The organism is Acinetobacter sp. ANC 4910, from assembly GCF_004331035.1.
Classification (GTDB): domain Bacteria; phylum Pseudomonadota; class Gammaproteobacteria; order Pseudomonadales; family Moraxellaceae; genus Acinetobacter.
The window spans coordinates 1-24870 of sequence record NZ_SJNT01000014.1 but is presented as its reverse complement, the minus strand read 5'-3'; the positions used below and the strand labels follow the sequence as shown (position 1 = coordinate 24870).

Below are 24870 nucleotides of genomic sequence, written 5' to 3'. Positions count from 1 at the left end.
AGTTAACCGTTGTTTTGCTTCTCTTTGATTTCAGCCAAAGTTTTGCAATCGATACAAAGTGTCGCGGTTGGGCGTGCTTCTAAACGGCGTAAACCAATTTCGATACCACATGTTTCACAGAAACCGTAATCATCATTCTTGATTGCTTCAATCGATTGTTCAATTTTACGAATCAATTTGCGCTCACGGTCACGTGTTCTTAATTCAATTGCAAATTCTTCTTCTTGCGTTGCACGGTCATTGACGTCAGGCAATGCTGTATTTTCATCTTGCATGGTGTTGAGGGTACGATCAACTTCAGACATAAGCTCTTTTTTCCATGCCAATAAAATCAGGCGGAAGTGCTCAAGCTGTCCTTCAGACATGTATTCTTCATTCTTTTTTGGCTGATAAGGTTCAATACCAAATAAGCTTGCAGTAGAACCACCTTCAGTTGCCTTCGGCTTTGCTTTACGTACGCGCTTGGTAGATTTGTCATCTACAACATCTGTATGTTCATCCAAGACTTGGGTTTGGTTGTCATTCGCCATATAGGGCATTCCTCATCATATACGTACATCTATACGCAAAAAATATGGTGATATGCAAGTGTTTTTATCTACCGCCCATGCGGAGATTGTTCCACAGGGGTCGTCATCATATAGACTTTTTTCAATTCTGGATAGTCTTTGATGTTTCGATTTAAGCTATCACCTTTTATTTAGCAGCCATAACATAATGGAAATAAAATGAAATGAAAAGTTAGTAGCCTGTAATTTCAATATTTATTTTTTTCTGTATGGGCTGCGTACGATGAACTTGAGTTGTAAACTCGCCATTGGCTTTTAATTGTACGACGCGATAGCCAGGGGCTTCATCATCGAGCGCAAAATCATCACTATGAGGTTTAAATTGTACACAGGTAGAAGGGGTGGATAAAAAGTGGATGCCATGCCATTGATTTTCCGAAGCTTGATGTACATGACCACATAATACCAATTTGACATTCGAGTGTTTCGCCAAGACATCTGTCAGATGTTCGGTATTTTTTAGAATATGCTGATCAATCCAACGGGACTGCATTTCAAAGGGATGATGATGGCAGGCAATTAAAATATATTGCTTGGCATGGAGACTGAGAATGTGATCCAGTTGTTTCAGTTGTTCCGTATCAATCCAGCCATCAATTTTTCCTTTGACGGCACTATTGAGCAGCACCAAACACCAATTTCCCATAGGAATGGCATGTACTTTGTTTTTCTGGTCATGAAATGGAAAGAATTCCTCATTATCATGGTTGCCGGGTACTTGATAGTGTTGGAACCCCGTGGTTTGCATAAAATCGAGGTAGCGTTGATAGGTTTCAGGCACAGGAATCTGCGCCAAATCACCCGTATGAATCAGCGCATCTGCGTGTGGATATTCATGTTGAATTTGAGCCATCACGCGATGAAAACTTAGTTCAGGATTCATATGCACAAATTCTAAATCATCCTGATTCATTAAATGTGTATCTGAAATTTGTATGATGGTCCAGTCTTGCTGTTGATCATGCGGTTGTTTCAAAGTCATGTCCGTCCCCTTAGACATTCCTTATAGTTTTAATATGTTGTTCTAACCATTGCAATGCAATAATGACAGGCGCATTTCTGAGTCGACCGTTAGTCAATAGGCTACGTATGTCGGCATAATCAAGAATATGTAATTGAATATTTTCACCTTCATCCGGAACGCCAAATATTCCGCCTTGCTCAGGAAGTTCTGCTTCTGCGCTATAGAGATGAAAAAGTTCGGCACATGCTCCAGCAGAAGGATAAAAGCTGAATAGATGCTGTAACTGTTGTAACTCACAGCCAGATTCTTCAAGGCTTTCACGTCGTATACAGCTTTCAGGCGATTCATCGCCGTCGAGTACACCGGCAATAATTTCAAGTTGCCATGGCGAATCTTGGTCATCCATTGCACCAATACGAAACTGTTCAATTAGAGCGAATTTTTGTTGATGATCATTATAAATTAAAACCCCTGCCGCTTCAGGACGTTGAATTAATTCCCGATGAATAACAGAGGTGTATTGGCTTTGTTGAAATAAACGATGTTTAAGACTGACTTTTTCAACCTGAATAAAGCCGCGAAATAAATATTCTCGAGAAAGAATGTCTACTTCGTCGCTATTATACGTTGCTCGTTTAATAATATTCATAAAGCTCGGTCAGGATGAAAATGACTATTTCATCCTAACGGAGTTTTTTCTGAACACCAATATTTTTTTAGCTAATTACACTTTGTGGTACAATTTTTGACCATGTTCGTGGTAGGCATTTTTCATGGCTTGCAGACCGGATTCTACTTCTGAATCAACTGTTTCTGCTACTGAGGCATTTTTTTGATTTTGTGCATAATCTCGCACATTCTGGGTGATTTTCATGGAGCAGAATTTTGGTCCACACATCGAGCAGAAGTGGGCAGATTTATGTGCTTCTTTTGGCATGGTTTCGTCATGCATGCTACGTGCTGTGTCAGGGTCTAAAGCCAAGTTGAATTGATCTTCCCAACGGAATTCAAAACGTGCTTTAGACAAAGCATTATCACGGGCTTGAGCACCGGGGTGACCTTTGGCCAAGTCCGCAGCATGTGCCGCAATCTTATACGTGATAATGCCGTCTTTCACATCTTTCTTATTTGGTAAGCCTAGATGTTCTTTCGGTGTGACATAGCACAACATGGCTGTGCCGTACCAACCAATCATGGCTGCACCAATTGCAGAGGTAATGTGATCATAACCTGGTGCAATGTCAGTGGTCAGTGGTCCAAGCGTATAGAAAGGGGCTTCTTTACAGACTTCCAGTTGTAGATCCATATTCTCCTTGATCATATGCATAGGCACATGTCCCGGACCTTCAATCATCACCTGTACATCATGTTCCCAAGCACGGTGCGTCAGTTCACCTAAGGTTTTCAGTTCACTGAACTGTGCTTCATCATTGGCATCTTGTACGCAACCCGGACGTAACCCATCGCCTAAACTGAATGAAACATCATAAGCTTTCATGATTTCACAAATTTCATCGAAATGTGCGTACAAGAAATTTTCTTGATGATGGGCTAGACACCACTGCGCCATGATTGAACCACCGCGCGACACAATGCCGGTTAAACGATTGGCAGTCATCGGCACATAGCGTAGCAATACACCCGCATGGATGGTGAAATAGTCTACGCCTTGTTCTGCTTGTTCAATTAAGGTGTCTTTAAAGATTTCCCAAGTGAGGTCTTCAGCGACACCGTCGACTTTTTCCAGTGCTTGATAGATTGGAACAGTACCGATAGGAACGGGTGAGTTACGAATAATCCATTCACGTGTTTCATGAATGTTTTTACCCGTTGATAAGTCCATGATGGTATCGGCACCCCAACGGGTTGCCCATGTCATTTTTGCCACTTCTTCATCAATGCTAGAACCTAGCGCGGAGTTACCAATATTGGCATTAATTTTGACCAAGAAATTTCGACCAATAATCATCGGTTCAATTTCTGGATGGTTAATATTGGCAGGAATAATGGCGCGACCCGCTGCAATTTCTTGACGGACAAATTCTGGGGTAATTTCACGTAGATTTTGTGCCCCGAAGTTTTGACCTGCATGTTGACGCATATCCACGCCTTCACGTTGGCGCTGATTTTCACGAATTGCAATATATTCCATTTCAGGCGTAATGATGCCTTGCTTGGCATAATGCATTTGCGTGACATTTTTGCCTGTTTTGGCACGGCGTGGGTTTTGAATGTGGGCAAAACGGATATCGGCTGTACGAATATCTTTTAAGCGTTCTTGACCAAATTTTGAAGTCAGACTGGTAAGGGCTTCAGTATCGTCACGTTCTTCAATCCAAGTTTGACGCACCCAAGGTAGACCTTTATTCAGATCAATTGAAACATTCGGGTCGGTATAGACGCCAGAGGTGTCATACACGCGTAAAGGCAGATTATGTTCACCACCTAAACCAGTTGGGGTATCAGTTAGGCTAATTTCACGGAATGGAACACGAATATCAGGACGTGAGCCTTCAATATAGACTTTGTTTGAAGCTGGTAAAATTCGAGTTAAATCTTTTGCGTCTTGCTCATGTTGAGCTGAAACTTCGGCAGGGGAAAGATTCGTTAATTGGTTCATAGCATGATCCTTATGAATGACATCAACGAATCAAGCACGACCAAAACTTGGCTGGTCTTCTGGTTTAAATTCTAGTAGTAAATTCACCAGATAGACGGAGGGCGACAGTTTTAGGGAGCGCTTGATTCCTACGCAGGTGTTAACCTGATCAGGTTCAACGGTACTTGTGCTCATGTTTAGAACTACACAATCTCAGCGAGGGATTACTCGCGCTCCGTCAAGCTAGGGCAAATGTTAGCATGCAATCTGGAAAATGCCCATGCATATTTCATGACATTCGTCAGCAAGAAAAAGGGCATATTTTTTTGCGGGTTGTATTAAAAAAAGAATGAAAAAATGGCGCAGATTATTTTTCTGGTGGTAGACAAATCGCATCTCTGAAACAGTCGCGAAGTGAACGAGTATTCAGTTCAGGCAGATCTAAAAATTGATCCAATTGTTTTAACGTCTGTAAATTGCTTTGCCCAGATTGTTTTTGCTGTGGGCTCAGTTGTACAGGAATTTGGGCATTGCGCTGCTGTTCCGATAATTCTAGAAATTGCAGAAAGCGTTGTGCTTGCCAGGCCAGATGGGAGTGTTTGAGTTTCGCCAGTTTTTCAATTTCAAATAGACTGCTACTGTTAATGGCATTTTGATCGTTATAACTTTCTGAGACTGGAGCGTTATTCATGCCTTTAAACAAGAAATGCGTGTACATCTGTAAGAGATACTCTGCGTCATGTCGATAGCTACTGCGTGGATATTGCTGTAGATAATTTTCCCAGAATAAGGCACGGATAACGATTTCTTGAGGGTCAATGGTGAGTGCTCCATCAAGAAAAGGTACTTGTGTATTTTGTTGTGCCAGTTCAGTCATAAACGCTTTTTCTGCTTCGGGCATATACGGCGCAAAGACAATCGCTAAATATTGAGGGCTACGACGATAGCTTAATAATCCTTCGCCTTGGTCCATTAATTCAATATATGCCTGTCCTTGATGCTTTATCAAATATTGGTCGCGCAAGGAGAATTGTTCAAAATGACTTTGCTGGATGGTTGGGTGTTGTGCCATATCAAAAGCATATTGCTCAAAAGCCAATTGCTGTTGTGGCGTGCGGTCAACTTGCAAAAAGTTGTCGTACATGGTGCCAGAAAGCTCCATCAACTCTTTTTGTTCACGTAGTTTCAAAAGGGGGAGGCAGACTTTTAAATCTTGATTAATTTCTTCGAGGGCAAAAGTGGTCCGTTGATTATTAATTTCTAACATACTTTTTTTCAAGTTTTTGCACATTTCAGTTAAATCAACTGCAATTTCTTGTTGTTGCTGCTTGGGCGGTTGTTCTTGAGCAACTTGAGATTCTGGTTGCTGGCAACCAAAAAGCAAGATGCTACACAACAAAGCAAAACAGGGTTTGAATAAAAGCATAAACTTGAATTTCACAGCCGTTAGAATGTAAATCTAAAAGATAAGCAGGGAGAAAGTCTTATTCTAAGCCGAAATATTGCTTTAGGTTTGTACTATTGTGAGGGAGTTTGGTTACTAAACCTGAGCTGTTTTAGCAGGTCATTACGGTTAAAACCCGTGCAAAATTGCAGTGATCACGTTAATTTAGCAGAGTTTGCAGGGTCTTAGGGCTCGACATACAATATGAAACGGTTTGAATCAGGGATAAGAATGAAGAAACTTTGGTTGCTCGGTTTGTCTTTAAGCCTCTGCATGGCTGAAGCACATGCTTTGGATTTGGTGCAAGCATATGCGAGGGCGCAACAGACCGATCCAAATTGGCAAGCAAATAAGCTGCAATACGAAGCAGATCAGCTCAATTTAGGCATTGCCAAAGGCAATTTATTGCCAACGATCACGGTTTCAGCCAGTAGCACCCGAAAATCACAGCAGAATTCTGATACATCACAATCTTCCTTAGAGATTCCTTCGGCCACCACGACTCATCAGGTTGCAGTCACTGCCCGACAGCCGCTATTTCGTTGGGATGCATGGCAAGGTTTTAAACAGGTCAAAACTTCGGTCAATTTAAGTGAAGTAACCTTAAAATTACAGCAACAACAGCATATTTTAACGGTGGCAGAAAGTTATTTTGATGTGTTGCGTCAGCAAAGTTTAACGCAAGCATATTTACAAGAAGAACAAGCCCTGTTGCAGCAATTGAATATGATGAATGCCAAGTTGCGAGAAGGTTTGGTGGCTAAAAGTGATGTCAGTGAAGCGCAAGCGCAGTATCAGAATGCACGAGCAAACCGCATTGCAACCCAAGTGCAATTGTTATTGGCACAAGAACAATTACAGCAGTTGATTGGTCCGTATCGCGACAAGCTTGCGGTCATTCGGGATGATTTTGTCTATCAAAAACCGCAACCCGCCCAATTGACAGCATGGGAAGATTTGGCCCGCAGCCACAATTTAGAAATACAGCAAGCACGTTTACAACAACGCTATGCCGAAGATCAAAAACGGGTGGAAAAAGCGGCGCTCTATCCGCAACTCGAAGCTGTCGGGACCTATGGTTATAATCAGCAGCAGCCTTCAAGTGTGCTGTCAAATGACGGTCAATTTGACCAGATTGGCATTGAAATGAATTGGAATGCCTTTACAGGCGGACGAACACAGCGTTCTATTCAAAAAGCAGCGGTGAATGTACGTAAATCTGAAGCGCAACTCGATGCTGCTATTCGTAAAGCGCAAACTGAGGTGAAGAAAGCGTATTATCAGGTTGAAACCGATCAAGCCAAACTCGAAGCCCGTCAGGCCGCCATGCAATCTTCCCAAGTGGTGTCAGAGGCTTCTCAGGCACAATATCAGGAAGGTCTAAAAACCATGGTCGATGTGCTGTTGGCACAACGCAATGCATTTTCCACCAAGCAAGACTATGTAAATGCTAAATATGATTATGTGCTGAATGTGTTGCGTTTAAAAGCAGCCGTTGGGCAATTGAATGAACAAGAATTACAGCAGATGAATGTTTGGTTGGTCGAAAAATAATAAGCAACATACAGCTTGTTTTTGGTTGTCATCAAATGTTCATAATAGGTATGCTTTAATATTGAGCGAAAGCGTTTGTCTTTAACTGCTGTTGTGGAGTGTGCATTTTGAGTCCAAGTAACCCCGTTTTAACCCATCATATTTCTTCGCAATTTAATGAAGATTTGCAGGCTGTAAATACCAAATTTATGACCATGGGTGGTTTGGTTGAACAACAAGTGGCGAATGCAATCCACGCGTTGCTGGATACGGATGCGAACTTAGCAATAGATGTGCAATATCAAGACAATACCGTCAATCGTTATGAACGTGAAATTGATGAAGCCCTGACTTTAATTTTAGCGCGTCGTCATCCTGCGGCCATTGATTTACGTATGGTGATTGCCATGAGTAAAGCCAATACCGATTTAGAACGTATTGGTGATGAAGCAGCAAAAATAGCCCGCATTGCACAAAGTCTTTGTGAAGAAGGTGGCTCCCCGCGTGGTTATATGGAAACCCGTCATATCGGGAATCAAGTCCGTGTCATGATTCATGATGCCTTGGATGCCTTTGCACGTTTAGATGTGGATCAGGCATTACGAGTTATGTTGGCGGATGCCGATATTGACCGTGAATACCAGTCGGCAACCCGTACCTTAATGACTTATATGATTGAAGATCCACGCCATATTTCTCGTGTCATTAACGTGATGTGGGTTTTACGTTCTTTGGAGCGTATTGGTGATCATGCCCGTAATATTTCCGAGCAAGTGATTTATATGGTCAAAGGTTTAGATGTCCGACATACCAGTGTCGCCGAAATTGAAGAAAAAGTTCAAGAGCGTTAAGTTTTACTTCATATTGAAGTAATTCAATCGTTTTATCGCAAGTTGCTAAAGGCTTATGTTGAACCGACATAAGCCTTTTTTTATTGCGGTATGTGCCGCAGAACTTGAGGTGAAAGTGCCAATACAAGAACCAGTTAAAAAAAATCCCAGATTTTGGGGGAAATCTGGGAATAAAATAAATAGGGGGATATTATTTTAATATTTAGAGATGTCTCCATCTCCATAATTGTCATTATAGTGAGATGCCCCACATGACTCATGTAGGATATTGTGTGTAAATGTAGCCTTATTTATGAATATGTAGTTTTTTATATCTCAAACCTTGAAATTGAATGCGCCATCCCAAAGCTTACTTCTAATATTAATGAGTCTGATAAAATTCAATGATATAAGGTAAAAAGACCAGCTCAATTGGCTGGTCTTTTCATTTTTTAGCGTTCAAAATGCTTAAGCTTCTGGCTTCCAGCCTTCGGCAGTTTCAATACTGCTGTCATTGCTAAAAAACTTTTCACGCTGTTCTTCTAAAAACTTCTTGGCTTCAGGCTCAAACACATTTAAACGCTTTTCATTGATTAGCGTTGTTTGGTGTTTTAACCATTCTTGCCATGCTTGTTTGGAAATGTTGTTGAAGAACTCTTCGCCTTTAACACCAGGAAATGGCGCAAAGTCTAAGCCTTCCATTTCTTTTTGATATTTACGGCAGAATATTTGTCGAGACATTACGAAACCCCTTAAGCGTAAAGTTTTTCTAAACGAACATGGGCGCGAGCAATCGCAGCTTCAACTTGCGCTGGTGCGGTACCGCCAATGTGGTTACGTGCATTTACTGATGCTTCTAAAGTGAGTGCTTTTTCAAAAACATCGGCTTGAATGAGGTCGGAGAACTGTTGAAGTTGCTCAAGTGTCAATTCAGATAAATCTTTTCCTTCTTGTACCCCAAGTGCAACTGCTTTACCTACAATTTCGTGTGCATCACGGAATGCCACACCATTTTTTACAAGGTAGTCTGCCAAGTCAGTCGCGGTTGAGAAACCACGAAGAGCTGCTTCGCGCATAATCTCAATGTTTGGAACCAATGCAGGAATCATGTCAGCAAATGCCATGAGTGAACCACGTACGGTATCAATCGCGTCAAATAAAGGTTCTTTATCTTCTTGATTGTCTTTGTTGTACGCCAAGGGTTGACCTTTCATGAGGGTCAGTAAACTCATTAAGTCACCATAAACACGACCAGTTTTACCACGAACTAATTCAGGCACATCTGGGTTTTTCTTCTGCGGCATAATGGAAGAGCCTGTGCAGAAGCGGTCTGGAATATTGACGAATTTAAACTGAGCAGAAGTCCACAAAATCAGTTCTTCTGACATACGAGATAAGTGCATCATAATCAGTGATGCTGCGGCGTTGAATTCAATGCCGAAATCACGATCCGATACGGCATCGAGAGAGTTCTCAGAAACCGCTTCAAAACCAAGAAGCTCAGCCGTATAAGCACGGTCGATTGGGTAGGTGGTCCCTGCAAGTGCAGCCGAACCCAACGGCATACGATTCACACGTTTACGGCAGTCAATTAAACGTTCAGAGTCACGAACCAGCATTTCAAACCATGCCAATAAGTGATGCCCAAAAGTCACGGGTTGAGCCGTTTGTAGATGGGTAAAGCCCGGCATAATTGTGCCAGTATTTTTTACGGCTAAAGACAGAATGCCTTTTTGCAGTTTCGCCAAGAGTTCTAAAATGGCATCAATTTCATCACGAACGTAGAGACGAATGTCCGTTGCGACTTGGTCATTACGGCTACGACCCGTATGTAATTTTTTACCTGCAATACCGATACGTTGAGTCAAACGCGACTCAATGTTCATATGCACATCTTCTAAGTCGATACGCCATTCGAAATTACCTGCTTCAATTTCAGCTTGAATGGTGCGGAGACCTTCGGTAATCGCATCACGTTCAGATTCAGTTAGCACCCCAACTTTTGCTAACATAGTTGCATGGGCAATTGAGCCTGCAATATCTTGTTTATAAAAGCGTTGGTCAAATTGCACAGATGCGGTAAATTCTGCAACAAACGCGTCAGTCGCTTCAGTAAAACGACCGCCCCACATGCCAGAAGTCTGGGCTTGTGACGGATTAGAGGAATTAGAAGATGTGGTCATGTCGGCTCAGTAAAATAAAAAATCGGCAAATTAAACAGAGTATAGCAAATTCAAAAGCAGTTGCCGAAGCCCCAGCATCCTATTCTTATTTTTTTAGTACCGCGGGACGGTGGCAAAATTTAGTCGAGTTGTGTATTGCAGGTAATATTTTAGCCATTTTGTTGGCTTTGGCAGAAGCACATTCATGGCAAGCCCTGAGTGGAACGCAAGTGCTGTTGTTTATGCTTTATATCAATTGGGTCTTGTTATGTTTTACGGCAATCGTTGAGCGCCTGCAACCTCGCTTAGAACATTGGGGACTAACTTCAATGTTGCTGTTGGGTTTTGTGATCTTACAAAGCACGATTTTTTGTACCAGCTTGATTCTCAATATTTTTGTTTTTTTTGGGCAAAACTTTAGCTTTAAAGGTTTAGATCTTTCGACAGCATTGCAAGGTGTAGTATTGCATTTAAGTTATGGGGGGCTACTGGGGGCATTTTGTTTTCGATATTTGTATATTCGAGAACAATGGATGCGACAGCAACACAGTGAATTGAATGCACGTATTCAGGCGATGCAGGCCCGAATTCATCCGCATTTTTTATTTAATAGCTTAAATAGTGCCATCAGTTTAATTGTTGTTGATCCTGATAAAGCTGAACAAATGCTGTTAGATTTATCGCGTTTATTTCGTGCCAGTTTCCAAGAGTTAAAGCTGGTGAAATTGCAAGATGAAATTGAATTGTGCCAACGTTATTTGGCGATTGAGCAGATTCGCCTAGGAAATCGGTTACAGGTTGAATGGAAATTTGTGCATCCTGAATTATTTTCACAGGCGCAAATTCCGTTGCTCACTTTGCAACCTCTCCTAGAAAATAGTATTTTTCATGGGGTTGAGAAAACATTATCAACCAGTATAGTGAGCGTATTGGTCGAAATTACACAACATCAAGTCAATATCGTCATTACAAACCCGTACACACAGGATAAAATAAATTTACGACAAGGACACGGTATTGCCATTGATAATGTAAAACAGCGTCTCATGGCGTATTATGGGCGCGCAGTCATCTTCCGAACTTTTGCGGGGGATGGAATGTATACCACTGTGGTGCAATATCCGTATAAATAAAACAGTGGCGGTTAACTTATAAAAATAATCCACGTTAACTGAACGAAGGAGGAATAATGGACATCCTGATTTGTGATGATGAGCCTCTTGCAGTAGAGCGTTTATCCAGATTGGTCACGCAAATGGGGCATCAAGTTATTGCAACAGCGGCTTATGGTCAGCAAGCAATTGAAATGGTGCAATTTTATCAACCCGATGTGGTGCTTTTAGATATACAAATGCCAGAAATGGATGGTTTAACCTGTGCACAGTATTTGCGTCAGATGGAGCCATCACCGGCCATCGTATTTTGTACGGCTTACGACCAACATGCCTTGGATGCGTTTAAATCGCATGCCGAGGGCTACTTGCTAAAACCGATTATGCAACAGGAATTGCAACAGGTTTTAGACCAACTGACCAAACTCACGCAAGCGCAAATGAGTAACTTAAAACAAAAAGAAGATATGGATAATCAAGCACAACGCCATCAAATTGCGGCAAAGACCTATCGTGGGGTAGAACTGGTCCCCGTAGAAAATATTTATTATTTTTTAGCGGATCAAAAATATGTCACGGTACGTCATAAAAATGGCAGTGTACTGATTGATGAGACCTTAAAAGATTTAGAACTGGAATTTGGTGAACAGTTTATTCGTATTCATCGTAATGCTTTGGTTTCGGTGCATTATCTTGAAGGGTTGGAAGTGATTAACTCTGGACAATACCAAGTGCGTTGCCGCGAATTAGACGAGCGTTTATCTGTCAGTCGACGACATTTACCAAATTTACGCGAACGAATTCATAAACTTTGAAGTCAAATGAATGATTTCATGCAGTGAGCTGGTAATTCTACTTGCATTTTAAAGTTAGCCAGTTAAGTTTAGAATAACTGACCTTATTCAATGTATCTAAAATTTATGAAAACTTTGAAGATTGCAACACGCCAAAGTCCCCTTGCTTTATGGCAGGCAGAATTTATTCGTTCCTGTTTGGAAGAACGCAATGCTGATTTGAAAGTGGAGTTGGTTACGTTTGTCACTCAAGGCGATAAAATTTTAGATACTCCGTTGGCGAAAATTGGCGGCAAAGGTTTATTTGTCAAAGAGCTGGAAGCAGCGTTGTTGGATGGTCGAGCCGATTTAGCGGTACATTCTATGAAGGATGTGCCTATGGCACTTCCAGAAGGTTTAAGCTTGGCGGTGATTTGTGAACGTGAAGATCCGTTTGATGCTTTTGTTTCAAACCACTATGCAAATTTTAACGATTTGCCACAGGGTGCTAAAGTAGGCACATCAAGCTTGCGCCGTAAATGCCAAATTTTAAAGCAACGCCCAGATCTTGAGATTATTGATTTACGCGGTAACGTCGGAACTCGTCTGTCAAAATTAGATGCAGGTTTATACGATGCCATTATTCTAGCCAGTGCAGGACTTAAGCGTTTAGGGCTTTCAGAACGCATTCGTCATACCTTGCCAGCCAGTGTTAGTTTGCCAGCAGTTGGACAAGGGGCATTGGGGTTGGAATGCCGTGAAAAGGATCAACAGGTTTTAGATTTAATCCAACCTTTGTTGCATGTAGAAACCTCGGCTTGCGTCCGTGCTGAACGTGCCTTTAATGCTTATTTGGAAGGTGGTTGTCAGGTGCCGATTGCAGGTTATGCCACTTTACATGCAGATGAGCTGCATATTGAAGGGCGTGTCGGCAGTGTTGATGGTGCAACTTTACTGGTCGCTGAATTACGTGGACCAGTGGTAGAAGCCGAGCAGTTAGGTGAAGCTTTGGCACAACAACTACTCGAGTTAGGTGCAGGAGAACTGCTCCAAGCTTTGCATTAATTCATGTTATTTATTAATACCCGCCCGAATACTCGTGCGACCGAACTCAGCTTAAACATTCAACAAGCTGGCATTCCAGTCTTGGAGCTTCCATTGTTGGTGTTGGAACCGTGTGCATGGTCATTAGAATTGCAGGACTTGTATCAACAGTTACCCAATGCGACCTGTATTGTGGTGGTGAGTCCTTCAGCGGTTGAATTTGGGATGCAGGGCTTAAAGCAAAGCGGTGTGTCATTACAAGCCTTGAGTAAGGTGCAGTGGATTGCAGTCGGTGAAAAAACGGCACAAGCACTGACCCAATATGGCTTATCTAGTCATGTGCCTGAGGTTGAAACATCAGAGGGGATGTTGCAGATTCCATTGTTGCAAGATCTGTCTCCATCTGCTTGTGTGGCTTTTTGGCGAGGACAAGGTGGGCGTCAATTTATGATGGAGACTTTGCAACAGCAAGGTGTTTCTGTTTTAAATTTTATTTTGTATCAACGACATTGCCCAGCGCAGACAATCCAAAATTTTGATCAAGTTGTCGCACAGTTGCAACAACATCAGCACTATAGTGTGCTGATTAGTAGTGAAGCCAGTTGGTTAAACTGGTTAGCGTTGATGCAAGCCCATACAACGTTGCTTGCACGGGGGCATTTTATGGTGTTAGGTAAGCGACTTTATCAATTGCTGTTAAATACCCAACGACAACAGCATTTACCATTTCATCTCTATCAATTATCTGATTTAAATACAGCAACAATATTGCAATGCCTTCAAGCGATGTCGAGAAATGCATGAAAAAGTTTTTAATTGTTTTAATTTTGGTTTGTGTGGCATGGATTGCCAAATTAAGTTATGACATTTTTCAGTTAAATCAAACACAAGCTGGAATACAGAGCACGTTACAGCAGCTAGAAACCCATAGTGCCAATCTGAATGATCAAATTGTCGCTTTGCAACGTCAAACACCACAGCCGTCTGAGCCAGTCGCATCCAAAGCGGCAGCCACTTCTGGAACAGGCGCACAGGTATCGACTGCAACGTTGCAAGTCGATCCTATGGTTTTGATTCGCCAACAATTGGACTTGGTTGATTTTGCTTTGCAGCAACAGCAATACCATTTTGCCTTGGAAAAGTTGGCACAACTGAATATCAATATTGAGCAATATGCTTTGGCACCGAGTTTGAAGCAAAGTTTGCATCAGGTGATGGGTAAAGACCAACACTTGATACAGCAAACTGTACAGGCGCGTACCGAGCAGCAGCAACAAATTCAACAGCTGTTGCAACAGTTGGACGTTGTATTAACACAAGAAATTAAACAAGCCCAAATGAAACCCGTCCGTGGGGAAGATCGCCATTTTTGGCAGCGTTGGTTTGAATTGCAGCCAGCCAAGCAACCAGCCACACAACTGATGCAGCGTGCGATTATTATGAAAGAAGTACAGTTGCGCCTCTTGGTTGCACGTGAGGCATTAAGTCGGGGACAGTACTTAGAATATCAAAAGGACCTCAACGAGATTATCCAGATTTTATCGACTTTACCTGATGCACAAGCGCAAAAACTGCGTAAGCAAGTCGAGAAGATTAAAGGGTTCAGTATTATTCCGATGCCAGTTTTAAATACACGTGCATTGTTAGGATCTTAATATGAAGCAGATTCTTTTAGCCTATGCTTTTATATGCCTGCTTGTCATTGCTGTGATTAGCGTGTTGAGTTACGGTTTTGGTGCAGGCTATGTTTATGTGTATTGGCGCGAATGGCAGTTACAGAGTAATGTCTGGTTTATGTTTGTGCTTTTGGCTGTGCTGGGCTTTATTTTTCAGTTGGTTTGGTTGTTGCTGAAACGCTATTTTACTCGCGCGCAAAGAAAACAAACCGAAATCTATGACTTCAAAACCTTGCATCCTTATGAGCAACTAGCTGTCATTTGGTTGTTAGACGCAGGTCGGGAACAACAGCAATTTATTCAAAATGCATTTACCCAGTCTGGTTTGTTACGTGGTGTGATTGATTCAAGGTTGTATTTAATGCAGCAGGAATATCCACAAGCGTTGTCAGTTTTAAATCAGAGTCATGCGATGGCATTTGAATTGGCGGAAATTCAACGGATTCAGGTTTATCTGGCACAGCAGGACGGCGAGCAGGCACTGACACATCTTGAATTCTTAACACAACATGAATTATCCCCTTGGTTGAAGGATGTACAAGCCGCGTATGAGCAACGTTTGACCGAGCTGTGGGGTGTGTTTGCGGTGCAGTTTCCTTGGTTGTATTTACGTTCTATGCAATATGGACATTTAGATGAAGCCACCAAACAAGCATGGTTAGAGCAACTTTTACAACAGTTTGACCAAGCCAGTGTCGAAAACTTGCAAGATTTGCAACAACGTTACTTAGATTTATCGACTGAAATCGAAACCCGTAGCTATCACATTAAGATGCTGTGGTTAAAACTATTATCGCGGTTACCTGACTTGAGTCAGCAGCATGAAACTTTGGCTTTACATTTACTAGATCAACAGTTTAATGCTGAGGTATTTTATTCGTGGTTCCAACAACAATTGTTGAAGCAGGTGCCAAATTATAGCGACGTAGAGCAACATATTCAGGATTGGGAGTTGAAATATCCATCTTTACCTGTTTTGACCTTTGCAAAATGGCATATCTACGAAGCGACTGATCGGTTAAATAAAGCAGATGCATTATTAACTTTATATCCTGATAATGTGCTCATGAATTATTTAAGGATTAAAGCAACGTTGAAAAATCGGGAAGATTTGATTCATCAGTTAAATTTGATCTTTGAAAATAATGCGAATTTTATGAAAATTAAGATTTAAGGGAATATATGTTGTTATTCAATGAATATCCAATTGTGTATGAGCAAAATGTTGCATGGGGGGATATGGATGCTTTTGGGCATGTAAATAATGTGATGTATTATCGCTATATTGAAAGCGCGCGTATTCAATATTTTGATGCATTAAATATATTTGAGCAAAGCGTATTGACGGTTGTTGCATCAAATCAGTGCAAATATTTACGACCTGTATTTTATCCAGACCAACTCAAAATTGCTGTTCGTGTGGATGAATTACGGAATAGTGCAATGCGTATGAGTTATCTATTATTTAGTACAACACAAGATGCAGTGGTTGCGATGGCAGAAGCGGTGATTGTTTGTGTTGATCAAGACAATATGCAAAAAACCGCAATACCTGATGATATTCGTGAGAAGATTCTCAAAATGGAACAGCGTGTTGGAAACTTAATTTAATTTTTGATCATTAATTTAATATTAAATTATGAAAACCTGTATTAACTGTTCGAATCTTGTAGTTAATTTAAATATAAGTGTTGAATAATCGAATTAATAAAAATATGATAATCCCGTATGTAAGAAATTAAATCGTATTTAATGGAGTTAATATGATGCCGGACATTAGTAATTTATCTGTAGAAGAGTTAAAGCGTTTACAAGTAGAAGCGGAAGCCTTAATCGTTTCTAAAAAAGACCAAGCAATTGAAGATGCATATACTCAGATTATGGATATTGCTGATAAAGTGGGTTTGAGTATTGAGCAAATCTTAGAGTTTGGTGCAACTAAACGTAAGAAAAGTACTCGTAAATCTGTAGAACCACGTTATCGCAATAAATCAGATGCATCAGAAACTTGGACTGGTCGTGGTAAACAACCACGCTGGTTAGTGGCTGAATTGGAAAAAGGCGCAAAACTTGAGGATTTTCTCATCTAGCCTTCATTAGATTGTCATGCAATCTGATTAAATTATTTAAACCAAGCAAAACTGCTTGGTTTTTTTATAGCGATGAATTGGCGATGAGAAAAAAGTGTGCATAATGGGTGGCAAAGATAAAATACATATTCAAGGAATAAAAATAGTGATGTTGGTTGTGTTGGGATGACAAAAAAAAATAAGCACCTTGCATGGTGGATTTTTGCGTTAAGTACATTTTTATTTTTTGTAGTGCTGCAAATTCCTGCAGCATGGCTCATTTCTAAATTTTATAAAAATAATCAAGCTTTACAAAATGTTAGTGGTAATATTTGGCAAGGGCAAGCGGATTGGCATCAGGGTACTTTAAAAGGCTCATTGAATTGGAAGGTGCGCCCTTTAGATTTATTGTTGCTTCGTTTAGGTGCTCAAGTTGATGTCCACAGCGGGCGAACCCAATTGCAAGGCATTGTGGGATATGGTTTGGGTCAACGTTGGACTGTGAAAGCTGCATCTGGTGAAATTGCGCCAGAAACATTAAAACGGATTGTAGATTGGCAATGGCCCAGTAATCCGATTCAAGTTCAAGATCTACAGTTTAAATATCAAAAAGAACAAGGCTTTCAACAAGCAGAAGGCACCGTGCAGTGGGTTGGTGGTGAGCTGACTTATCGCTTTGCACAACGTCAAGAGCAAATGAATATTCCTTCAGTAAAAGGAAGCTTCAGTGATCGAGATCAAGTGTTGATGGTTGATGTACGAGATCGGCGTGATCAAAAAATGATAAATCTGCTCTTGGATAAGAATTTCATGCTTGATGTACAGATGACTCAACGCATGCTGATGAATGTGCCGTCGTATCAAGGTAAAGCGGGTTTAGATACGTATGTCGTGAGTTCTCGCCAGCCCCTGTTGAAAGGTGGTATGTAATGAGATCGGTCAAAGAGAAGTTACATCATTTAAATGGCGCACAATTCAATCGTTTTGCACCGTGGTTATTGGCAGCATTATTGACATATTTAAGTTGGAAATTGGCCAGTATATTTTGGTTATGGGTTGCGCCGCCAATGCCTATGCAATTAGAACGTGTAGAGTTAGGTTCACAGCAACCCCAAGTTCCCAGTATTTCGGCATTTTCTTTATTTCAGGAAAATAATGTTTCGAGTGGTGCAACACTTGCCAATTTTGTTTTACAAGGGGTGGTGGTGTCCTATCCGAGTCAATATTCCTCAGCAGTCATTAAAGTCAATGAGGTGGCTGACCGTTATCGGGTCGGGGAGACACTAGCAGGCACAGCTTATCAATTGGCCGAAGTGTATTGGGATCATGTGGTGCTACGGGACCCCACAGGACAAAGCCAGCAAGTTGCATTTAATCGAATTGCGAACGGTTTAAATCAACCGATTGTTCCACCTGCGGCTGCAGCAGCATCGCTACCAACGGCAAATTCACCGCAATCTACCCAAAATGCTTTGGGGCAAGCCGTGCAACAAATGCAGCAAAATCGTGACCAGTTTTTGGCGGATATGGGGGTGGGAGCAGCCACGAGTGAAGGTTATGAAGTCACCAGTAAAACACCTTCAGCTTTACGGAATACGCTTGGATTACAACCCGGAGACCGAATTTTGTCCTTAAATGGTCAAGGTGTGGGGCAGGGACAGAATGATGCACAATTACTTGAACAAGCCAAACAAGCAGGCCAAGTCAAACTTGAAATAAAACGTGGTGATCAGGTGATGACCATACAACAAAATTTTTAAATGATGAGAAATCGCCCGTAGGGTTAGGAAACACAGAAGTATATGGCTTTATTTCATAATAATCGTCCAGTTTGGGCTTTGCTCGCAAGTGCACCTCTGATTGCTGCCGTGAGTAGCAGTGCCTATGCGCAAACATGGAAAATCAACTTACGTGATGCGGACTTAACGGCGTTTATTAATGAAGTGGCCGATATTACAGGGAAAAATTTTGCGGTTGATCCTCGCGTACGCGGCAATGTGACGGTGATTTCCAATAAGCCACTCAATAAAAGTGAAGTTTACGATCTATTTTTGGGTGTACTTAATGTGAATGGCGTGGTGGCCATACCATCAGGCAATACTGTGAAAATCGTTCCTGACAGCAACGTGAAAAGCTCGGGCATTCCCTACGATGCTAAAAATCGTGCTCGGGGTGATCAAATTGTCACACGTGTGATTTGGCTGGAAAATACCAATGCCAATGATTTAATTCCTGCCTTGCGTCCATTAATGCCGCAGTTTGCAAATCTATCGGCAGTACCGGGCGCCAATGCGCTGATTGTGTCAGATCGTGCCAGTAATATTTATCAACTAGAAACCATCATTCGTAATTTAGATGGTACCGATCAACATGATATCGAAGCAATTACGTTGCAATCTAGCCAAGCCGAGGAAATGATTGGCTTATTGGATTCCATGACGGCAACAGGTGCAGCCAAAGATTTAAAAGGCGCGCGAGTGCGTGTGATTGCGGACAATCGTACCAACCGCATTTTAATTAAAGGTGATACGGCAACACGCAAACGTTTGCGTCAATTGATTGAAATGTTGGATGTGCCTGCGGCAGACCGATTGGGTGGTTTGAAAGTTTTTCGCTTAAAGTATGCTAGTGCAAAAAATTTAGCCGAAATTTTACAGGGTTTGGTCACGGGGCAAGCAGTATCAGGGTCTGATGGTCGTGCGAACAGTACATCCAATGCCAACAATAATATGATGGGTAGTGCGAATACGACGACAAGCAATGGTTCTTCATCCTCAAGTATTTCGACACCTGCAATTAATTTAGGGGGCAGTTCTACTGGGAATAATCAGAACAACATCACCAGTTTTAATGCCAACGGGATCAGTATTATTGCCGATAGTTCGCAAAATGCGTTGGTGGTCAAAGCAGATCCACAGCTGATGCGAGAAATTGAGTCTGCGATTCAACAGCTCGATGTCCGCCGTCAACAAGTGTTAATTGAAGCCGCAATTATTGAAGTAGAAGGTTCCGATGCCGATCAATTGGGTGTGCAATGGGCTTTAGGTGACCTTAGCAGTGGTGTGGGTTTAATCAGTTTTGATAACGTAGGTTCAAGCCTGGCCAGTCTAGCTGCGGGTTATTTGAGTGGCGGGGCTTCAGGTCTGGGACAGGCCTTGACGGGTGCGGGCAGCTCAGTGGTGTTGGGTGATTATAAAGAGGGTAGTGATGGTTCACGTCGACTTTATGGCGCACTGATTCAGGCACTCAAAGAAAACACCAAATCCAATCTGCTTTCGACTCCTTCAATTGTCACGATGGACAACGAAGAAGCATATATTGTGGTGGGTGAAAACGTTCCTTTTGTGACAGGTTCGGTGAGCACCAGTAATGGCACAGTGAATCCCTATACCACCATCGAACGTAAAGATGTTGGTGTAACGCTGAAAGTGATTCCACACATTGGGGAAGATGGCACGGTACGTTTGGAAGTCGAACAAGAAGTTTCTGGGGTTAAAAATAGTAAAGGTCAGGCTTCGGACTTGGTGACCAGCAAACGGGCAATCAAAACCTCAATTTTGGCAGAGCACGGTCAAACAGTCGTTTTGGGTGGCTTAATTTCAGATAACTCGATTTATAGTCGTCAATCCGTTCCGGGTCTAGGTGCGATTCCCGGAGTAGGCCGTTTATTTAGATCGGACTCAAAAACGAATCAGAAACGCAATTTATTGGTCTTTATCCACCCAACCATTGTGGGTGGAGGTGATGATGTTCGTCGTCTATCTCAACAACGTTATAGTCAGCTTTATAGCTTACAGTTAGCGCTTGATAAAGATGGGGGCTTTGCCAAGCTGCCTGAACAGGTGGATGATGTCTACATGCAGCGCTTACCCGTGAAGCCGGGTGCACCGCGTACCAGTCCTTACCAAGCAGTTCCATCAGGGGCACAGATCTCTAATGCCACGACTGTAACAACACCTGTGGCAATTGAGCCGCCAATCACCAGTAGCCCTTTGCCAAAATCAGAAGTAGAAAAAACCAAAAACACAGTAACCACAATCCGTGTGCATCCAGCTTCGTAATGCCAACAAGGTATCCAAATTGAAATCTATAAGTTGCATGGTATGATGAAGCAAAATCATAAAGAGATAATGTGATGACTTGGAAGATACAGGCAATTACAGGCGAATTTACGGGGCAAGAAATCAATATCGACCGCGATATGTTGGTTGGGCGCCATCAAGATGCAGACGTATTGTTACAATCGGCAGAGGTGTCACGTAAACACGCAGCACTGTTGTTAAAAGAGCAGGCGTTATGGGTGCAGGATTTAAACTCATCGAATGGCACTTTTGTAAATGAATTAAAAATTGAAAATGAAAGTCAGTTGCAGGATGGGGATATTGTCCAGTTTGCAAGCTTTAAATTTTCAGTCTTTGCACCCGCGTCAGCAGTAGAGATAGTTGAGCAAGAAGAGATTGAAGTGCAGCAACCTGCCGAAGCTGTTGCACCGTCTGAAACAGCAGCAGAGAAATCAGCAGCACAACACATGAATGAACAGGGTATGCCAAGCTTGACAGAGCGCGATGGCAATGTGCAGTTAACTCGTGATGGAATGCCACAGAGTGTTTCTGTGCCAAAGCCTGCACCAATTCCAGAAGGGATAGATTTGTCTCAAGTGACCCCAGAGCCTGAACCCGTTCCTGTTGAGCAACCAGTTTCTCGTGTAGAAGAAGAACGCACACAGCAGAAAAATGCCTCACTGGGTTTAATCACGATTATTGTTTTGGTGATTTTGGCAATCCTCGCTTGGGTGATGTTTAAATAATCTGGGAATTGCCTACAATAAGGGTATGCTGCGGCATGCCTTTTTTATATCTGAATCATTCGAGCTGCTTATGAATATTGCACAATTAGATCGCCGTGAACTCATTTTATTTGATTTGGATGGAACCTTGGTCGATTCAGCGACTGATTTATATCGTGCGATGAATATGAGTCTTAATGTACTTCAACTTCCTTTGGTGACTGAACAGCAAGTTCGCGTTTGGGTGGGCAAAGGCACATCCATCTTTTGCCACAGTACGTTGCAATATCTCACGGGTGAGGTTGATCCTGCACAGCACAGACAGCTGCTCGATACTTTTTTAAAAATTTACAATGCAGAACCATGTGTCGAAACACGTCCATTTCAAGGCATCCTGGAGTTTCTGGAATGGGGCTTACAACACAATAAAAAAATGGTGTGTGTCACCAATAAGCCTGAGCAGCCTGCACGTATGATTGTCGAAGTTTTGGGGATGTCTAAATACTTTGTCGATGTGATTGGTGGTGACCGTTTTGAAGAACGCAAGCCACATCCACGTCAATTGTTACACTGCGTTGAAGAATATCAATTTGATAAATCTCAAACCTTAATGGTTGGTGATTCAAGTAATGATGTTGAGGCGGCGCGGCGTGCGGGTATTGATTGTATTGTCGTAAGCTATGGTTATAATCATGGTGAAGATATACAGGATTGCCAGCCACAACAAGTGGTGGATGATTTAAGAGAATTAATCAAAACGTAATTTGTAGATAAGGAATAATGCCACATGAGTCGTTGTAAAGCTTTTCGATGGCGTCGCTCAGTCTGATGTAACGAAAAATTGAATTGACCCCAATCGAAAATTTAGAGAGAACCTCATGACGACTCAAGTGCAATACGAGCAATTAAAAGCACAAGGCTATAACCTGATTCCTGTTTACCGCCAACGTTTGGCAGACACAGAAACCCCACTTTCTGTTTTTGCACGCCTGAAAGACCATCAACAAGCCTATTTATTTGAATCGGTTGAAGGTGGAGAAAACTGGGCGCGCTATTCCATCATTGGTTTGGGCGAATCGACCGTATTTTCTTGTAATGCGGGCAAGCTCACCATTCAACATGCGGATGGCACGCATGAACAACAAGACTGTGCTGATCCCTTCGAATATATTCGTGCTTTCCAAGCACAGTTTAGAGTGCCTACACAAGCCGATTTACCAAATTTGCCAAGCTTTACGGGTGGATTGGTCGGTTATTTTGGTTATGATGCGGTGCGTTACATTGAGCCCCGTTTAAACAATGTACCTGAGGCAGATCCAGTCGGCTTACCTGATATCTGGATGATGCTGTCTAAAACAGTGATCGTGTTTGATAACTTAAAAGACACACTATTTTTGATTGTACATGCGGATGTGAGTGATCCAGAGGCGTATTTTAAAGCACAAACACAGTTGGATGCCTTAGAGCAGTTGCTTGCGACTCCTGTGAGCCTGCAAGCGAAAAAGCACAGCGCACCACATTTTGAGTCACTCACGGGCAAACAGAAATTCCTAGAGTCAATTGAAACGGTCAAAGAATATATCCGTGCAGGAGATGTGATGCAGGTGGTACCTGGACATCGCATGGTCTCCGATTTTGATGGAGAGGCTTTACAAGTCTATCGTGCGTTGCGTCATTTAAATCCATCGCCATATTTATTCTTGGTACAAGGGCAGACCCTGACAGATCAAAAGCCATTTCATATTGTGGGTTCTTCACCCGAAATCTTGTCTCGTTTAGAAAATGGGATTGCCACGGTTCGTCCTTTGGCAGGCACACGTCCACGCGGTAAAACCAAAGAAGAAGATTTAGCCTTAGAAAAAGATCTACTTTCAGATGAAAAAGAAATTGCAGAACATTTAATGTTGATTGATTTGGGACGTAATGATGTCGGTCGTGTCTCTAAAATTGGCAAAGTACAAGTGACTGATCAAATGGTGATCGAACGTTATTCACATGTCATGCATATTGTCTCTAATGTGCAAGGTGAAGTTCGTGATGATGTAGATGCTTTGGATGTTTTTAAAGCCACTTTTCCTGCGGGGACTTTATCTGGAGCCCCAAAAATACGTGCGATGGAAATTATTGACGAAGTTGAGCCGGTAAAACGTGGTGTTTTTGGTGGTGCTGTTGGTTATTTAGGCTGGCATGGCGAAATGGACATGTCGATTGCAATTCGCACCTGTGTCATTCGTGAAAATAAGGTCTTTGTTCAAGCGGGAGCAGGGCTGGTTGTAGACTCAAATCCTGAGTCTGAGTGGAATGAAACGCAAATAAAAGCTCGCGCAGTGATCAAAGCGGTTGAATTATCATCAAATGGATTGATTTTATGAGTTTTTAACGTTTTTTTTGAAAAAAACACTTGCAAGGATTCTAAGTTTTGCTAAACTGCACACCGTTCCGATACGAAACGTACGAAACACTAAGAAAGAGCCGGCATAGCTCAGTTGGTAGAGCAACTGACTTGTAATCAGTAGGTCCACAGTTCGAATCCGTGTGCCGGCACCATCTCAAGAGTGTGTAGTTGTGAAGTGAAGAACAACACTGAAATAAGTGTGAAGTGGTGAGGTTCCCGAGCGGTCAAAGGGGGCGGACTGTAACTCCGCTACGAAAGTTTCGAAGGTTCGAATCCTTCCCTCACCACCATTAACTTCGATTGAAGTGGTTAATTGCCAACATTAAGCGGGAGTAGCTCAGTTGGTAGAGCGGTAGCCTTCCAAGCTACATGTCGCGAGTTCGACCCTCGTCTCCCGCTCCATCGAAGAAGATTGCTCTTATAGCTCAGTGGTAGAGCACTCCCTTGGTAAGGGAGAGGTCTCGAGTTCAAATCTCGATAAGAGCTCCAGATACAGTTTAGTAGATATTCTACAAAGATTTTAAAAAGCAGGCTTATTAGTCTGCTTTTCAAGTATTGGGTGTCTGCTTTTTTAGGCGATATGTCGATGCTGAGCATTTCTCAGAATTGTGTTCGACGTAAACGAGGAATATAAACATGGCTAAGGCTAAGTTTGAACGTAATAAGCCACACGTAAACGTGGGCACAATCGGTCACGTTGACCATGGTAAAACTACTTTAACTGCTGCGATTGCAACTATTTGTGCAAAAACTTACGGCGGTGAAGCGAAAGATTACTCACAAATCGACTCTGCTCCTGAAGAAAAAGCACGTGGTATTACAATTAATACTTCACACGTAGAATACGATTCTCCAATCCGTCACTACGCTCACGTAGACTGCCCGGGCCACGCCGATTATGTTAAAAACATGAT

At 42.1% G+C, this 24870-nt stretch carries 24 protein-coding genes, 4 tRNA genes and 1 riboswitch; of the genes, 21 read left to right on the top strand and 7 right to left on the bottom strand.

What is annotated here, in order from left to right:
* Nucleotides 1-2: 2 nt before the first annotated feature.
* From dksA to E0H82_RS13830, 5 genes are all read right to left on the bottom strand, one after another.
* Nucleotides 3-530 (bottom strand): RNA polymerase-binding protein DksA, encoded by a 528-nt coding sequence (gene dksA / locus E0H82_RS13850; protein ID WP_131265337.1) that lies wholly within the window; start codon nucleotides 528-530, stop codon nucleotides 3-5.
* A 211-nt stretch (nucleotides 531-741) separates the two neighbouring features.
* On the bottom strand, nucleotides 742-1551 hold the full coding sequence (gene cpdA, locus E0H82_RS13845) for a 3',5'-cyclic-AMP phosphodiesterase (protein ID WP_131265336.1): 810 nt from the start codon (nucleotides 1549-1551) through the stop codon (nucleotides 742-744).
* A 10-nt stretch (nucleotides 1552-1561) separates the two neighbouring features.
* Nucleotides 1562-2182 (bottom strand): NUDIX domain-containing protein, encoded by a 621-nt coding sequence (locus E0H82_RS13840; protein ID WP_131265335.1) that lies wholly within the window; start codon nucleotides 2180-2182, stop codon nucleotides 1562-1564.
* A gap of 75 nt (nucleotides 2183-2257) precedes the next feature.
* Nucleotides 2258-4153, bottom strand: a complete 1896-nt coding sequence (gene thiC, locus E0H82_RS13835) for a phosphomethylpyrimidine synthase ThiC (protein ID WP_131265334.1) — start codon at nucleotides 4151-4153, stop codon at nucleotides 2258-2260.
* 108 nt (nucleotides 4154-4261) lie between these two features.
* Nucleotides 4262-4380: riboswitch (TPP riboswitch) on the bottom strand.
* A gap of 119 nt (nucleotides 4381-4499) precedes the next feature.
* Entirely contained in the window at nucleotides 4500-5558 is a 1059-nt protein-coding gene (locus E0H82_RS13830; protein WP_171458298.1) for a hypothetical protein, read from the bottom strand.
* 249 nt (nucleotides 5559-5807) lie between these two features.
* On the opposite strand from E0H82_RS13830, the gene E0H82_RS13825 reads away from it, so the two are divergent.
* Both E0H82_RS13825 and phoU read left to right on the top strand, forming a co-directional pair.
* A complete protein-coding gene (locus E0H82_RS13825) occupies nucleotides 5808-7130 on the top strand; it encodes a TolC family outer membrane protein (protein ID WP_131265333.1) in 1323 nt (440 codons plus the stop codon).
* 107 nt (nucleotides 7131-7237) lie between these two features.
* The gene (phoU, locus tag E0H82_RS13820) at nucleotides 7238-7960 is read left to right on the top strand and encodes a phosphate signaling complex protein PhoU (RefSeq protein ID WP_131265332.1); all 723 of its coding nucleotides are present in this window, start codon (nucleotides 7238-7240) and stop codon (nucleotides 7958-7960) included.
* Between the two features lie 447 nt (nucleotides 7961-8407).
* Here the strand turns inward: phoU and E0H82_RS13815 are convergent, their stop codons facing one another.
* The gene (locus E0H82_RS13815) at nucleotides 8408-8680 is read right to left on the bottom strand and encodes an oxidative damage protection protein (RefSeq protein WP_131265331.1); all 273 of its coding nucleotides are present in this window, start codon (nucleotides 8678-8680) and stop codon (nucleotides 8408-8410) included.
* Between the two features lie 11 nt (nucleotides 8681-8691).
* Nucleotides 8692-10122 (bottom strand): argininosuccinate lyase, encoded by a 1431-nt coding sequence (gene argH, locus E0H82_RS13810; RefSeq protein ID WP_171458297.1) that lies wholly within the window; start codon nucleotides 10120-10122, stop codon nucleotides 8692-8694.
* On the opposite strand from argH, the gene E0H82_RS13805 reads away from it, so the two are divergent.
* The 19 genes from E0H82_RS13805 to E0H82_RS13715 form a co-directional block, all read left to right on the top strand.
* On the top strand, nucleotides 10113-11234 hold the full coding sequence (locus E0H82_RS13805; RefSeq protein WP_131265330.1) for a sensor histidine kinase: 1122 nt from the start codon (nucleotides 10113-10115) through the stop codon (nucleotides 11232-11234). The genes argH and E0H82_RS13805 overlap by 10 nt on opposite strands.
* A gap of 56 nt (nucleotides 11235-11290) precedes the next feature.
* Entirely contained in the window at nucleotides 11291-12028 is a 738-nt protein-coding gene (locus E0H82_RS13800; protein ID WP_131265329.1) for a LytR/AlgR family response regulator transcription factor, read from the top strand.
* 105 nt (nucleotides 12029-12133) lie between these two features.
* A complete protein-coding gene (gene hemC / locus E0H82_RS13795) occupies nucleotides 12134-13051 on the top strand; it encodes a hydroxymethylbilane synthase (protein WP_131265328.1) in 918 nt (305 codons plus the stop codon).
* A 3-nt stretch (nucleotides 13052-13054) separates the two neighbouring features.
* On the top strand, nucleotides 13055-13834 hold the full coding sequence (locus E0H82_RS13790; protein ID WP_131265327.1) for a uroporphyrinogen-III synthase: 780 nt from the start codon (nucleotides 13055-13057) through the stop codon (nucleotides 13832-13834).
* Nucleotides 13831-14685: a hypothetical protein gene (locus tag E0H82_RS13785; protein ID WP_131265326.1), complete on the top strand. Its 855-nt coding sequence runs from the start codon at nucleotides 13831-13833 to the stop codon at nucleotides 14683-14685. The genes E0H82_RS13790 and E0H82_RS13785 overlap by 4 nt, the downstream gene beginning before the upstream one ends.
* Nucleotide 14686: 1 nt before the next feature.
* Nucleotides 14687-15880, top strand: a complete 1194-nt coding sequence (locus tag E0H82_RS13780) for a heme biosynthesis protein HemY (RefSeq protein WP_131265325.1) — start codon at nucleotides 14687-14689, stop codon at nucleotides 15878-15880.
* Between the two features lie 8 nt (nucleotides 15881-15888).
* Nucleotides 15889-16317, top strand: a complete 429-nt coding sequence (locus E0H82_RS13775) for an acyl-CoA thioesterase (protein WP_131265324.1) — start codon at nucleotides 15889-15891, stop codon at nucleotides 16315-16317.
* A 152-nt stretch (nucleotides 16318-16469) separates the two neighbouring features.
* On the top strand, nucleotides 16470-16796 hold the full coding sequence (locus tag E0H82_RS13770) for an H-NS family nucleoid-associated regulatory protein (RefSeq protein ID WP_116763490.1): 327 nt from the start codon (nucleotides 16470-16472) through the stop codon (nucleotides 16794-16796).
* 165 nt (nucleotides 16797-16961) lie between these two features.
* On the top strand, nucleotides 16962-17705 hold the full coding sequence (gspN, locus tag E0H82_RS13765) for a type II secretion system protein N (RefSeq protein ID WP_131265323.1): 744 nt from the start codon (nucleotides 16962-16964) through the stop codon (nucleotides 17703-17705).
* Nucleotides 17705-18535, top strand: coding sequence for a type II secretion system protein N (locus E0H82_RS13760; protein ID WP_131265322.1), 831 nt, complete (start codon nucleotides 17705-17707; stop codon nucleotides 18533-18535). Before gspN ends, E0H82_RS13760 begins: the two co-directional genes overlap by 1 nt.
* 42 nt (nucleotides 18536-18577) lie before the next feature.
* Nucleotides 18578-20836 carry a type II secretion system secretin GspD gene (gene gspD, locus E0H82_RS13755; protein WP_131265321.1) on the top strand — a complete coding sequence of 753 codons (2259 nt, stop codon included), beginning with the start codon at nucleotides 18578-18580 and terminating at the stop codon, nucleotides 20834-20836.
* A gap of 74 nt (nucleotides 20837-20910) precedes the next feature.
* A complete protein-coding gene (locus tag E0H82_RS13750) occupies nucleotides 20911-21582 on the top strand; it encodes an FHA domain-containing protein (protein ID WP_131265320.1) in 672 nt (223 codons plus the stop codon).
* 70 nt (nucleotides 21583-21652) lie between these two features.
* The gene (locus E0H82_RS13745; protein WP_131265319.1) at nucleotides 21653-22324 is read left to right on the top strand and encodes a phosphoglycolate phosphatase; all 672 of its coding nucleotides are present in this window, start codon (nucleotides 21653-21655) and stop codon (nucleotides 22322-22324) included.
* A gap of 115 nt (nucleotides 22325-22439) precedes the next feature.
* Nucleotides 22440-23933, top strand: a complete 1494-nt coding sequence (gene trpE, locus E0H82_RS13740) for an anthranilate synthase component I (protein ID WP_131265318.1) — start codon at nucleotides 22440-22442, stop codon at nucleotides 23931-23933.
* Between the two features lie 99 nt (nucleotides 23934-24032).
* Nucleotides 24033-24108: transfer RNA gene (locus E0H82_RS13735), tRNA-Thr, on the top strand.
* 54 nt (nucleotides 24109-24162) lie between these two features.
* Nucleotides 24163-24246: transfer RNA gene (locus E0H82_RS13730), tRNA-Tyr, on the top strand.
* Nucleotides 24247-24282: 36 nt separating this feature from the next.
* Nucleotides 24283-24358, top strand: a tRNA-Gly gene (locus E0H82_RS13725).
* Between the two features lie 12 nt (nucleotides 24359-24370).
* Nucleotides 24371-24445: transfer RNA gene (locus E0H82_RS13720), tRNA-Thr, on the top strand.
* 147 nt (nucleotides 24446-24592) lie between these two features.
* Nucleotides 24593-24870, top strand: a 278-nt coding sequence (locus E0H82_RS13715; RefSeq protein ID WP_131265317.1) for a GTP-binding protein, incomplete at its 3' end; no start/stop codon positions are given.